This is a genomic window from Bacillus sp. FSL K6-1000 (genome assembly GCF_038630785.1).
In the GTDB taxonomy this organism is placed as follows: Bacteria; Bacillota; Bacilli; order Bacillales; family Bacillaceae; genus Bacillus; species Bacillus safensis.
Window position 1 is genome coordinate 2,584,169 of sequence record NZ_CP152042.1, and the last position, 13,503, is coordinate 2,597,671.

Annotated in this window: 14 protein-coding genes and 1 other annotated feature; of the genes, 2 read left to right on the forward strand and 12 right to left on the reverse strand. The window is 42.1% G+C overall.

Features of this window, described 5'->3' with window-relative positions; all coding sequences use genetic code 11:
* Positions 1-39 precede the first annotated feature (39 nt).
* Both cstA and MHI46_RS13430 read right to left on the reverse strand, forming a co-directional pair.
* The gene (gene cstA, locus MHI46_RS13425) at positions 40-1,836 is read right to left on the reverse strand and encodes a carbon starvation protein A (RefSeq protein WP_228280367.1); all 1,797 of its coding nucleotides are present in this window, start codon (positions 1,834-1,836) and stop codon (positions 40-42) included.
* A 345-nt stretch (positions 1,837-2,181) separates the two neighbouring features.
* Positions 2,182-3,270 carry a M42 family metallopeptidase gene (locus tag MHI46_RS13430; protein WP_064497840.1) on the reverse strand — a complete coding sequence of 363 codons (1,089 nt, stop codon included), beginning with the start codon at positions 3,268-3,270 and terminating at the stop codon, positions 2,182-2,184.
* A gap of 179 nt (positions 3,271-3,449) precedes the next feature.
* Here MHI46_RS13430 and MHI46_RS13435 point away from each other — a divergent pair, with 179 nt between their 5' ends.
* Positions 3,450-3,854 (forward strand): hypothetical protein, encoded by a 405-nt coding sequence (locus MHI46_RS13435; RefSeq protein WP_024426127.1) that lies wholly within the window; start codon positions 3,450-3,452, stop codon positions 3,852-3,854.
* A gap of 17 nt (positions 3,855-3,871) precedes the next feature.
* Here the strand turns inward: MHI46_RS13435 and MHI46_RS13440 are convergent, their stop codons facing one another.
* From MHI46_RS13440 to MHI46_RS13475, 8 genes are all read right to left on the reverse strand, one after another.
* On the reverse strand, positions 3,872-4,138 hold the full coding sequence (locus MHI46_RS13440) for a DUF1294 domain-containing protein (RefSeq protein WP_039180532.1): 267 nt from the start codon (positions 4,136-4,138) through the stop codon (positions 3,872-3,874).
* Between the two features lie 63 nt (positions 4,139-4,201).
* Positions 4,202-4,561, reverse strand: a complete 360-nt coding sequence (rplT, locus tag MHI46_RS13445) for a 50S ribosomal protein L20 (protein ID WP_007501659.1) — start codon at positions 4,559-4,561, stop codon at positions 4,202-4,204.
* Between the two features lie 31 nt (positions 4,562-4,592).
* Positions 4,593-4,793 (reverse strand): 50S ribosomal protein L35, encoded by a 201-nt coding sequence (gene rpmI, locus MHI46_RS13450; RefSeq protein ID WP_003216324.1) that lies wholly within the window; start codon positions 4,791-4,793, stop codon positions 4,593-4,595.
* 24 nt (positions 4,794-4,817) lie between these two features.
* Complete coding sequence (gene infC / locus MHI46_RS13455) at positions 4,818-5,333, reverse strand: translation initiation factor IF-3 (RefSeq protein WP_024425720.1); 516 nt, start codon at positions 5,331-5,333, stop codon at positions 4,818-4,820.
* A gap of 71 nt (positions 5,334-5,404) precedes the next feature.
* Positions 5,405-5,536: a sequence feature (ribosomal protein L20 leader region), on the reverse strand.
* A gap of 128 nt (positions 5,537-5,664) precedes the next feature.
* A complete protein-coding gene (lrgB, locus tag MHI46_RS13460; RefSeq protein WP_024425719.1) occupies positions 5,665-6,360 on the reverse strand; it encodes an antiholin-like protein LrgB in 696 nt (231 codons plus the stop codon).
* Between the two features lie 14 nt (positions 6,361-6,374).
* Complete coding sequence (lrgA, locus tag MHI46_RS13465; protein ID WP_024425718.1) at positions 6,375-6,818, reverse strand: antiholin-like murein hydrolase modulator LrgA; 444 nt, start codon at positions 6,816-6,818, stop codon at positions 6,375-6,377.
* A gap of 137 nt (positions 6,819-6,955) precedes the next feature.
* Entirely contained in the window at positions 6,956-7,693 is a 738-nt protein-coding gene (locus MHI46_RS13470; protein WP_039180535.1) for a LytTR family transcriptional regulator DNA-binding domain-containing protein, read from the reverse strand.
* Complete coding sequence (locus MHI46_RS13475) at positions 7,690-9,447, reverse strand: sensor histidine kinase (protein ID WP_064497837.1); 1,758 nt, start codon at positions 9,445-9,447, stop codon at positions 7,690-7,692. Before MHI46_RS13475 ends, MHI46_RS13470 begins: the two co-directional genes overlap by 4 nt.
* Before the next feature lie 176 nt (positions 9,448-9,623).
* Between MHI46_RS13475 and MHI46_RS13480 the strand changes: the two genes are divergently transcribed.
* Positions 9,624-10,403, forward strand: coding sequence for an HAD family hydrolase (locus tag MHI46_RS13480; protein ID WP_260774609.1), 780 nt, complete (start codon positions 9,624-9,626; stop codon positions 10,401-10,403).
* Between the two features lie 53 nt (positions 10,404-10,456).
* Here the strand turns inward: MHI46_RS13480 and MHI46_RS13485 are convergent, their stop codons facing one another.
* Entirely contained in the window at positions 10,457-11,377 is a 921-nt protein-coding gene (locus tag MHI46_RS13485) for a methyl-accepting chemotaxis protein (RefSeq protein WP_342502895.1), read from the reverse strand.
* Positions 11,378-11,534: 157 nt separating this feature from the next.
* Positions 11,535-13,475, reverse strand: coding sequence for a threonine--tRNA ligase (thrS, locus tag MHI46_RS13490; protein WP_024425713.1), 1,941 nt, complete (start codon positions 13,473-13,475; stop codon positions 11,535-11,537).
* Positions 13,476-13,503: the final 28 nt, after the last annotated feature.

Consider the following 13,503-nt stretch of genomic DNA (forward strand, 5'->3'; position numbering starts at 1 on the left):
AAGCCGGTTTGCTTATAAAAGCAAGCCGGCCTTTTTCATTTAGCCAGTGATAGGCGTTTCCATTCGAAGCGCTGGATCACGCCAGATTTCAACCCATTTTTTAATTGCAAACACAATAATCACAAACCCTAAGATCAGCATGATGATCGAAAGCACCGCATTTAGCACACTATAGCCGGATGCTTCAGGATTGAGATATACATTCGCTACCATCCAATAGCCTGCATAATTCACCGTCACATATAAGTAAGCAAGCGGAATTAAACAAGTCAGCATATAACGTCTTTTATCTGCAATTTTTAATACAACCGTTGCCCCAATGATCAACCCAACCGAAGCCATTAACTGGTTTGAAACCCCAAACAGCGCCCAAATAGACCCGATGTCACCTGAGTAAAGTAAGTATCCCCACATAAAACAAGCAAGCGCACTTGCAAACACCGAACCTAGTACCCAGTCAGTTCGTTTAAGCGGTTTATATGCTTCACCTAAGAAGTCTTGAATCAAATAGCGTGCCACACGTGTCCCCGCATCAATAGCGGTTAAAATAAAAACAGCCTCAAACATAATGACGAACTGGAAGAAGTAAGAAGCCAAATGACTAAAGAACGGAATTCCCGTAAAGATATACGCCATCCCTACCGCTAATGTTACGGCACCACCCGTTCTTCCTTCTAAATCAAGGCCGATTTCCTTACTCAGCTGCGGAAGGTTTTCAACGCTCATACCAAGTGTCCGGAACACTTCTGGCGTACTGTTTATCGCAAAATAATCTCCTGGATGCAGGGCCGTAGCCGCAATTAAAGCCATAATCCCAACTAAGCATTCGACCAGCATTGCGCCAAACGCAACAGGCTTCATATCACTCCAGCGGTCCAGCATCTTAGGTGTTGTCCCTGAACCAACAAATGCGTGGAAACCAGAAATAGCACCGCAAGCAATGGTAATCGAAATAAATGGCCAGACAGGACCAGCTAATACAGGTCCTCCTCCGTTCACAAACTCTGTAAACGCCGGGAATTGAATGGACGGATTCACCACAAAGATGCCGGCAATCAGCGCAATGAATACACCAATTTTCATAAAACTACTTAAATAGTCCCTCGGTGCAAGCAGCAGCCAAACTGGCAGAGCCGCAGCAAAAAAGGCATAGATCGGCAGGGCAAGAGCAAGCGTTTTTGTATCAAGTGTTAAAAAATCACCTAGTGCCGTTCCTTGAATATTTGGACCAAGGAATACACCAAACATCAGCAAAATAAATCCCGCAGATGTCGCCAGCTTTAAATTGCCTGTTTTTTTATAATACAGACCAACCCCCATCGCAATCGGAATCGTAATTCCAACTGCAAATGTCCCCCAAGGGTTTCGTTCAAGAGCATGAAGCACAACCATAGACAAACCTGCCATTGTGATTGTAATAATAAACAGCATCGCAAGCCCTGTACAAAAACCAGCAACAGGTCCCAGCTCTTCCTTCGCTACCTCTGATAATGATTTCCCCTTTTTACGCATCGACGCAAATAAGACGACTAGATCATGTACAGCTCCGCCTATGACGGCACCAATTAAAAGCCAAAGGAGACCAGGTAAATACCCAAATTGAGCGGCTAATATCGGACCCACTAACGGACCAGCAGCTGCAATCGCAGCAAAGTGATGCCCAAATGTGACCCATTTGTTTGTCGGCACATAATCTTTCCCGTCCTCTAGTAGGTGAGCCGGTGTAGGATGATCATCTGTCACCTTTAATACCTTGACCATCATAAATGTGCCATAAAGACGATAGGCAATCGCTAAAATACACATAGATCCTATTACAATTGTAACCGCATTCATTTAACCATCCCCTTTGTATAAACAATTTGTTACAAATATAACATAAATTGATTGATTTTTCTTTCTTTTAAAACCAAGTTGACAAATAAGAATAATGTGTTTATTCTTAAGGTAGCTTCACCTACTTCCATAAACTCTCTTTTGGCAGGGCATTCTATGGCTCTGTCCTTTTTATTGCTTTCATCTTACAAAAATAAACGCTTGATCACATGTGCCTTATTCACTAGGAAATGTTCTCTTCTTTTGCCAAAAACAGTTCTTTTGGTGCATCTTAAAAAAACACCGTTCATTTCCTGGGAAATTCAATAAAAAAGCCTTTCCCCTGCTGAGGAAAGGCTTCCTTACTTATGAACCGTACGTAATTTGTTCGACGGTTTTTTGATCAAGTCTTTTGATCACTTCTGTTAAAAGCTTCACTGCATTTTCATAATCATCTCGGTGAATCATTGCAGCATGGGTATGAATATATCTGCTCGGAATCCCGATAGATAGTGATGGAACACCATGCCCCGTTAAATGAATACCGCCAGCATCTGTCCCGCCGCCAGGCATTGAGTCATATTGATAAGGAATGTTCAGCTCATCCGCTGTTTGGACAACAAAATCACGAAGTCCTTTATGAGAGACCATTGAAGCATCAAATACAACAATCGTTGGGCCTTTGCCAAGTTTGCTTGTTGCTTCTTTCTCAGTGATGCCTGGTGTATCTCCTGCCACACCTACATCAATGGCAAATCCAATATCAGGCTGAATCGTAGCCGCTGCTGTTTTAGCTCCGCGCAGGCCTACTTCCTCTTGGACAGTTGCGACGCTGTAAGCAATATTCTCATGCTCAGCATTGTGTAAGTTTTTCATAACATCAATGGCCACCGCACAGCCAATGCGGTTGTCCCATGCTTTTGCAAGGAGCATTTTTTCATCATTCATGACTGTAAACTCAAAGTAAGGAACGATTTGATCTCCAGGCAGTACGCCCCACTCCATTGCCTGTTCTTTGCTTGACGCCCCAATATCAATAAACATATCCGTAATCTCAATTGACTTTTTGCGAGCTTCAGGTGACAAGACGTGTGGTGGTTTAGAACCAATGACCCCTGTAATCTCTCCCTTTTTCGTTACAATGGTGACACGCTGAGCGAGCATGACCTGTGACCACCAGCCGCCGACTGTTTGAAAACGAATGTAGCCTTTGTCATCAATTTTTGTCACCATGAACCCTACTTCATCTAAGTGACCTGCGAGCATAATTTTAGGCCCGTTTGCGTTTCCTTCCTTTTTAGCAATCAAGCTGCCAAGGCGGTCTGTAGAGACTTCATCTGCATATGATTCTATGTATGTCTGCATGACTTTTTTGACATCACGTTCATTTCCTGGGATCCCTTTTGCATCCGTTAGGTCTTTCAGCATAGTTAATGTTTGATCTAGCTTTGTCATTCCATTTATCCTCCTTTATCTTCATGGTGCATTCTTATTATACAAAACCTCTTTCGTTCAATACGATCTTTTTATGAATATTTTTTCGTTTTACGAAATATTTTTTTTAAAAAAGTTGAAACCTTTTGGCGTTTTCATTCGTAGTACATCAGATAACGGTATTGGAGGTGCATCCTGTCATGTTTGTAATCCTCATGAGACTAGCTCTTGTTGCACTGCTTGTCTACATCTTCTACATGGCGGTAAAATTCTTCTCAAATCCGAGAAGAAAGCTGAAACAAGCACAATTAAAAGAAGGCTTTTATTTTATGGACGAACAGCAAAACGCGCGCAAAAACTTTAATTTCGTCTATAAAGGTGTCTTGTTTGAAGGGGAGAAGCATGTTCCTTCTAAGGATCATCCTCTGTTTGTCCACTCCATTTACGTTTGGACGGAGTCACCTGAGAAGCTGAGTGAATTTACATTAGAAGACTTTGAAAAACTAGAGGAAAACATTATCGAGCGTTATCCTCAAACCAAAATTGATTGGGATCAGCCCATTAAAAAAATCAAACAAAAAAAAGGAGCAGACACGCCGTCCTGATGGCGTCTGCTCCTTTTTCAAGTAACTTGGATATAGCCCAATAGAATCAACTGCAAAATCATTAATACAGGCATGCCGATTTGAAAGGCAGGATGCTTTGTTTTATGCCGGAAATACTGCATTCCCAGATACGATCCAGCGGCGCCAAAAAGCACCGCAGCACTCCATAAATGCGCCTCTGAAATTCTCCATTTATGTGCTTTGGCTCGGCGTTTGTCCTCACCCATGAGAAAAAAGCCGTAGCCATTCACTAAAATAAGCAGCAGGATCAAAGCCATATTCATTCATTTCACCTCACATGATGAGAAAAAAAGATCACCCCTCAAAGGAATGATCTTTTATAAAACTTACTTGTCTAGTTGTGCTTTTGCAGCATCAGCAAGCTGATTGAATGCATTTAGGTCATTCACAGCAAGGTCAGCAAGCATTTTGCGGTTTACTTCGATACCAGAAAGCTTTAAGCCATGCATTAAACGGCTGTAAGAAAGACCGTTCATACGAGCTGCAGCGTTGATACGAGTGATCCATAGTTTACGGAAGTCACGTTTTTTCTGACGACGGTCACGGAAAGCGTAGTTTCCAGATTTCATCACCTGTTGGTTTGCTACTTTGTATAATCTATGTTTTGAACCGAAATAACCTTTTGCTAATTTAAGAACCTTTTTACGACGCTGACGCGACACAGTTCCGCCTTTTACTCTTGGCATTGTAATTCCCTCCTATGATTCCTATTCCAAATTACTTGATGTTTGCAAGTTGTTGTTTGATACGTTTGAAATCTCCAGCACTTACGATTGCGCTCTTACGCAATTTACGTTTTTGCTTTGTAGATTTGTTAGCGAACAAGTGACTTGTGTACGCATGAGAACGTTTAAGTTTACCAGAACCTGTTTTTTTGAAACGTTTAGCAGATCCGCGGTGAGTTTTCATTTTTGGCATTGGATGTTTCCTCCCTCTGTTACTTTACTTTTCGACTTTTGGTGCAAGCATGAGGAACATGCTGCGTCCGTCCATCTTAGGTTTTGTTTCTACTGTTGCTACTTCAGCGCAAGCTTCAGAGAAACGGTCTAACACGCGCTGTCCGATTTCTTTATGCGTAATCGCACGGCCTTTAAAGCGGATAGAAGCTTTCACTTTATCTCCCTTTTCAAGGAATTTGATTGCATTACGGAGCTTCGTGTTAAAATCATGTTCATCGATTGTCGGGCTCAACCGAACTTCTTTTAAGCTAATGATTTTTTGATTCTTACGTGCCTCTTTTTCCTTCTTCTGCTGTTCGAATCGGAACTTACCATAGTCCATGATTCGGCAAACAGGTGGTTTTGCATTTGCAGCAACTAACACAAGGTCAAGATTAGCTTTAGCAGCAATTTCCAGAGCTTCCTGGCGGGTTTTAATCCCAAGCTGATCGCCATTTTGTCCGATCAAACGAACTTCACGCGCACGAATACCTTCATTAACTAATTGATCTTTGCTAATAGTGAGCCACCTCCATGAGATTTTGAATTGAGTTCACAATTCATTTTGACCATTTCGTTGTATGTTTTACAGGCAAACAAAAAGTGTGGGCATATAAAACACCCACACTGCGAACATTTGCATGAAAAAATAAATGTACGGTCAACCTGTCAACTACAAACATGTGTCAATCAGGTGAGAAGCGGGTGCTTCTGCTTGTGATATCTATTCAATTCGTTAACTATTCTACACAATTTTCATTTGTCCGTCAAGTAACCGAACTCTTGAAACAACTTTTTCAGTGTAACATGATGAGACGAATTGGGCAAGACTTTTTCACACAATGACGCCATCAAAGAATCAATTGCATAAAGATTGGGATGACGATAACGGTCACAACTCCTACGACCACAACGGCGATACTTGCCATAGCTGCTTCTACTTCTCCCATCTCAATTCCAACAGAAACCCCAAGCGCATGTCCTGATGTACCAAGTGCAAGACCTTTTGCCACTGGGTTTTTAATGCGGAACAATTTTAAGAAGAAGGCACCTAGTGCATAGACAATGACGGCATTAAATATGACCGCAAAGGCTGTGATATCTGCGATTCCGCCAATATCCTTTGCAATCGGGAGAGCAATCGCTGTTGTCGCTGCTTGTGGAAGCATGCTTTTCATCACAGCCGCATCTAAATGAATTCCTTTTGCGACGAGATATACGATCGTAATGGAACAAAGTGAACCTACAAAAATAGCGGATAAAATTTGCCACCAATATTTTTTAAGCAAGGCTCTCTGCTTATAAAGCGGGATAGCGAAAGCAATCGTGGCAGGCTCTAAGAAAAATTTGATAATCTTGCCGCCCTCATTATAATCTGCGTAGGAAAAACCGCCAACTTTCAAAAATAAAATGCCCAGTACCATCGCCACAAACAGCGGGGTGAACAAGAAGAAACCTTTTGATTTTTTAAATAAAAATGTCCCTATTCCAAAAGCGACTAATGAGACGACAATGCCAAAATAAGGACTCATTGTACTTGTACCCATTTTGCATCTCTCCTTTAATGCGTACTTGAAGCTGGTTTATTTGAATGAGAAGGAGCAGATTTACTCTCCTTTGTCTCTTTACGTTTCTGCGGTCTTTCTGATAATTGCATGAGAAGCTGTGAAAACAGCCCTGTCGCTGCAAGTAACATAATGGTTGCAATGATAATGACACCGACTACTTGCACACCTACTTCTTGCATGACACCTAGTGATTGAATAACTGAGATCCCAGAGGGAACAAATAGAAAGCTAATGAGTCCTGTCAATGATGTACCTAATTGCTCCACCTGCTCCAGTTTGACAATTTTCGTTGTTAACAAAACAAATAATAGAACCAAACCAATCACGGATGCGGGCATCGGAATCGGTAAATACATTGAAATGAGATTAGAAACGAACATTACGGTTGCAAAAATAAATGCTTGAGATAAAAATCCATATACTTTAGTGGCACTCATGCCCCTTCACCTCTTTCTTCGACTGCCCTCAGTATACGGCATGAAATAAATGAATAAAGCGTTTACAATAAAACTCACCAGATTCAATGACTGAAATGCAAAAAACGAGTATTGAAATACAAACAAAAAAAGCCCTCCTACTCTAGCAGGAGTGACTTCTTTAATTCTTTGGCATATGTGCGGCTGACAGGAATGATGGACCCGTCTGTCATATGCAGATTGTACGTCGAATTAAACCACGGCTGTACTTCTTTCATATGAGAGGTATTCACGATATAGCTGCGATGGACCCTCATAAAATAAGCCTCAGGGAGTTTCTTTTCAATGACCACCAGCGGTTCTGTGACCTCATACATGTGATCCTTTGTTTTCACAACCTTTTTCCCCTCGCTTAGTCCTACATACATGATCTCTTCAACTTGCAGGATCACAATAGAGTCATCAACTGATATCGCTAATTTTTGCTGATGGGGTATTTTCTCATCTAACAGCTGGTGCTCTTGCGTTTCAACAGATTTCCATTTTTTAAACTTTTGAATGGTCTGGAGCAAACGCTCTTCATCGAATGGTTTTGTTAAGTAATCAAGCGCACTTACCTCAAACGCCTTCAGCGCATATTGATCAAAGGCTGTCGCAAATACAACCGCTGGCGGATCAGACATCCGGTTGAGCCTTTTGGCAATATCAAATCCATTCTCACCAGATAAATCAATGTCTAAAAAGAGCAGATCCGGCTTCTGATCAACCATCCGATCAAAAGCAGATTCTATATTTTCTGCTTCCTCTATTTGAACTTCCTCTTTCGTTCTTCGTAATAAGTATTTTAATTCATCTCTTGCTAATACTTCATCATCTACAATTAATACCTTCATCAATGAGAATCATCCTTTTTTACATAATCCATTGGAATGCGAAATGAGATGTCAGTGCCTTGGTCACTATGAATCGATAAAGCAGCTTGTCTGCCAAAAATCCCTCTTAACCGCTGATCTAAATTAAAAAGGGCTGTCCCTGTTCCTTCTAGTGATTCGACAGGCGCTTTTAATAGTTGAGCCATCTTATCATCTTCAATTCCCTGCCCATTATCTGTTACTTTCATATAAACATGCCCATCTTTCATCAAAGCGGATACGATGACTTCACAATTTGTTTGATGTTTAGGAAAAGCATGTCTCACAGCGTTTTCAACAAGCACCTGAATCACAAAGGGCGGAATCATCACCTGCTCCAGCTCCTTTTCAATTTGAAAGGTCACATGGTACTTATTTGGAAATCTTGCTTGTTCAAGTGACAAATATGCCTCCACATGCTGAATCTCTTTATGCATCGGAATCAGCAGCTGGCGGGCACCTTGCATATTTGAGCGAAAATAAATACTTAGCTGCAACAGCAGCTTCCTTGCCATCTCCACATTGGTTCTGCACAAAACAGAGATGGTATTAATGGCGTTAAATAAAAAGTGCGGGTTCACTTGTGCTTGAAGGGCTTTGATCTCTGCATCTTTTAGCAGGCGGCTTTGAGTTTCCGCCTCTCCAAGCTCAAGCTGTGTGGAAAACAGCATCGCCAAACCTTCTGCAAGCTCCTCTTCCACCCTGCTTAATCCGACCGGAGAATTGAAATACATTTTTAACGTCCCGATCGTTTGACCGTTAGAAGTGAGCGGCAGCACGATTGCGGCTTCAAGAGGGCAATGAGCGACGGAACAATTGATTTCGCCCTTCGAATGTGCCTTCATAATCTTGCCGCTCATCAAGACTTGTTTCGACAGCCCCGTAATCAGGCTTTTAGATGGAATATGATGATCTGTTCCATCTCCGACATGCGCTAAAATCTTTTCTGTATCTGTTAAAGAGACCGCATCTGTTTCAGTCAATCGATGAATGATCTCCGCCACACTTTTACAAGACTGTTCATTTAACCCTTGGCGGAAAAAAGGCAGTGTTTGATCGGCGATCAAAAATACACGATGCGTCTGCATCGCCTTTGCCTGCTCTTCTTGCCGAATGACTGACTGTAAAATAGATAAAAAGATAAAGCTGCCGATTCCATTCACAAAAATCATCGGCAGGGCAATGATACTGACTAGCCCCCATGCATCGGCGAATGGCCTTGCAAACAGAAGGATAATGATCATCTGTAATGATTCCATCGCCACACCAAAAAAAGCTGCTTGGCGAGGTGTCACCATTCGATTCCTCCGCTTAAACCTGCTGCCGACATAACCTGCAATGACACCGGCTAAAATGGAAGAAATCGCACAGCTGAGCGCGGTGCTTCCTCCAAGGGAATAGCGATGAATTCCAGCTAAAAGCCCTGCACCAATCCCTACAAACGGCCCCCCGATCAAACCGCCCATTTCGATCCCCATAATTCTCGTATTGGCGATAGAGCTTGACGAGCCGAGATGATAAGAAAACTCATGGTTCATGACAATTTGCTGCTGGATTTCAATTCCTGTGTAATTGCTGATAATGCTAAAAGAAGCAAAAATGAAGACAAGGATAGCCTTTTTCCGAAATCCTTGATTATGTAGCAATAGATTGCGAAAGCCCTTCACATGAGCAAGCACAAATCCTAGAATAACGATGATCCCTACACGCTCGATCATCATGATAATTAAATGAAGCAAACCGGCCACCTCAATTGATGTATGTCATATCTACTGTCTTTCTATTCTATCATGTGCGGTCAATGATCAAAGATCTCTCAAATCTTTTCTTTATTGGCCTCTTCTTCTATTGTAAAATGAACATGAGCCTGTCACTTGCAGTTGAAGGTAACACATACATAAAAAGGGAGAAGATCATGAAAGCCGTATTTTTCGATTTAGATGATACTTTGCTTTGGGACGAAAAAAGCATTCACACAACTTTTCAGGAAACTTGCCGGGAAGCGGAAAAGAAATATGGACTCGATCCAGAATCGTTTGAACAGATTGTACGTGAAGAAGCAAGAAAGCTGTACTCTTCCTATGAAACATATGATTATACTGTCATGATCGGCATTAATCCTTTCGAAGGACTGTGGTCCAATTTTAGTGAACCGATTAGCGAAGGCTTTCAAAAGCTGAACGCCATTGCACCAGAATATCGCAAAAACGCTTGGACCAATGGCTTAAAGGCAGCGGGAATTGACGATGAGGCGTTTGGACAATATTTGGCTGATTTCTTTGCAGCAGAGCGCAGAAAACGCCCATATGTCTATGAAGAAACATACCCTGTTTTAAACCGACTGAAAGGCCGCTACGAATTGCTCCTTTTAACAAACGGAGATCCTAGCCTTCAAAAGGAAAAACTTGCGGGTGTTCCTGAGCTTGCTCCTTACTTTAACGAGATTGTGATTTCAGGGGATTATGGGAAAGGCAAGCCTGATCCAGGTATCTTTGAGCACTGCCTTCAGCTGTTAAACTTAACAAAAGACGAAGTGATCATGGTTGGGGATAATCCAAAAACAGATATTCTCGGCGCATCTCGCGTTGGTATCCAAACCGTTTGGATCAATCGCCATGACAAGAAAAATGAAACAGATGTGACGCCTGATTATGAAATCAAAGACTTACATGAATTGTTTGATATATTAAAATAGAACAAAAAAACACCCTGCTCCTGACGAGATTGGGTGTTTTTGTATTCTCAGAGTTATATGATTGCTGCTAGACTTTGCGCTTGCCGGTCTAAGCCGCGTGCTGCTTCTCCTACAATGATGAATTCCTCGCTTGCCAGCTTTACAAGATCCCGGTTTGTAAACACGGTTGTCTTTGCCCGGCTTGTTCCGCTGCTGACCTTCTCTACTTCTGCATGGATCGCCTTCACATATTGATCGACCTTGACGATCGCTTCTTTTGAATTTGTCGCAAGCTTTCGAATTTCTGCTGCCACTACACTAAAGCCATTTCCATAGGAACCCGCATGTGCCGCTTCTATTGCCGCATTTAAGGCGAGTAGCTGGGTTTGCGAAGAAATACTGTTAATGGTTGTAGCAATGGAGCTGATGGACTCTACCTGCTCCGTTAATCCTTTTAGCAAGCTCATATTTTGATCGGTTTCGTTTGCTATATGATCAAAGGAGGCATTGACACTTTGACTATGCTGAATGCCAACTTCTGCTCGTTCCATTAATTTCGCAGACATCTCCTTTAAGTCTTCCACAACCTGTTTCATCGAGAGTTCTCTCTCCGTAATATCTGTCGCCACTTTCACAACACCCACTACAGCTCCTTCTTCATCTCGAACAGGTGAATATGTTGCTTCAAGCCATAAGCTGCTGCCGTTTTTTGTGATCCGCTGCACTTTTTCCTGAAAGACTTGACCTTCTCTCAAACGCTTCCAAAACATGTGATAACTTGTGTGTTCTGTAATATGTGGAGGACAAAACTGTCTATGTTTAAGACCGATCATCTCTTCTTTAGAATATCCCATGGCTTTTGCAAAAATATCGTTCACCCATAGAACTTCACCTGTCACATTAAATTCAATCATTGCCAGCGAGTGTTCTAATGCACGAAGAACAGCTGATTGCTCCAATACTTGTGACGATAAAGTGTTTGTTGTTTGCTTCATCGATTTCATTCCCCCAATTTGTCTCAAACCAATAGTACATACTTACCCTTACTTTTGTACTATCTAAACGTCTCTTTTTAGGAATTGGATCACTATTGGAGAAAGTTTTCCAAAAAGAAAAAAGCCAGTGATCTAAAAAGAATCACTGGCTGCTTCATTATTTTTTCGCTTCTGCTACTGCATGTTTCACAAAGGCTTCGAGATCCATTGTTTCTGAATCTTGTTCCCCGTATTTTCTAACATTGACAGCGCCATTTTCTGCTTCTTGATCTCCGACAACAAGCATGTACGGAATCTTTTGCATTTGCGCTTCTCTAATTTTGTACCCAATTTTTTCATCGCGGCTGTCAAGTTCTACACGAAGGCCTTCAAGCTGCAAACGTTCCTGCACTTTTTTCGCATAGTCTAAATGAACAGACGGTGAAACCGGGATGACTTGGAATTGTACAGGTGCCAGCCATGTTGGCAGAGCTCCTTTGTATTCTTCAATTAAGAAGGCAACGAAGCGTTCCATTGTAGAAACAACGCCTCTATGAATGACAACTGGACGATGGTGCTTTCCATCTTCTCCGATATATGTGAGATCGAAGCGTTCTGGAAGTAAGAAATCAAGCTGTACAGTGGATAATGTTTCTTCTTTTCCAAGAGCTGTCTTCACTTGTACATCCAGCTTCGGACCATAAAATGCCGCTTCGCCTTCTGCTTCATAATAATCGTGGCCAAGCTCGTCCATTGCATCCTTCAGCATCGATTGTGCTTTATTCCACATCGCATCGTCATCGAAATACTTCTCAGTATCTTCTGGATCACGGTAAGATAAGCGGAATGTGTAGTCATTCAAGCCAAAGTCTTGATACACTTCTTCAATTAAGCGAACTGTACGGATGAACTCGTCTTTGATTTGATCTGGACGAACAAAGATGTGTGCATCGTTTAATGTCATACCGCGGACACGCTGAAGGCCAGATAAAGCACCTGACATTTCATAGCGGTGCATTGTACCAAGCTCTGCAATACGAATTGGCAATTCGCGATAACTGTGCGGCTCGTTTTTGTAAATCATCATATGGTGCGGACAGTTCATCGGACGAAGAACAAGATCTTCGTTGTCCATTTCCATCACGGGGAACATGTCTTCTTGATAATGCGCCCAGTGTCCTGATGTTTTATACAACTCAACATTCGCAAGAACTGGTGTGTACACATGCTCATAGCCAAGACGCACTTCTTTATCGACAATGTAACGCTCAATAACGCGGCGGATCGTTGCGCCTTTTGGCAGCCAAAGCGGAAGTCCTTGACCAACCTTTTGGGAATTTGCAAACAGTTTCAGCTCTTTTCCAAGCTTACGGTGATCGCGTTCTTTCGCTTCTTCAAGCAGACGTAAATGCTCATTTAAATCTTCTTTGCTGAAGAAAGCTGTTCCGTAAATACGCTGAAGCATTTGGTTGTTACTGTCACCTCTCCAGTATGCACCTGCAAGGCTTAACAGTTTAAACTCTTTGATTTTCCCTGTAGATGGCAAGTGAATACCGCGGCAGAGGTCAAAGAATTCACCCTGCTCATAAATTGTCACAGCTTCACCTTCTGGAATCGCCTCTAACAGCTCAAGTTTCAACTCATCACCAATCGCTTCAAAGCGCTTTTTCGCTTCTTCTCTTGATACTTCAATTCGCTCAATTGGCAGATTGCTGTTAATGATTTTCTTCATTTCTTTTTCAATCTTTGGTAAGTCTTCAGGTGTGATGGCTACATCGATGTCCACATCGTAGTAGAAGCCATTTTCGATGACAGGACCTACGCCAAACTGAACGTGATGCTCTTTTCCATAAAGACGTTTGATCGCCTGCGCTAGCAAATGGGCTGTGCTGTGGCGCATAATGTCGAGTGCTTCTTCACTTTTATCTGTGATGATCTCGATTGTTCCACTTTCTAATAGCGGCGTACGCAGATCTATTTCTTTACCGTTCAATTTACCGGCAAGTGCTTTTTTCTTTAGGCCCGGGCTAATTGATGCCGCGATGTCTTCTGTTGTAGCTGTTTTGTCAAACTCCTTGACTGCTCCATCTGGAAATGTAAGTTGAATTTGTTCTGACATCTCTGGTCACTCCTTTTTTTGGCAATAT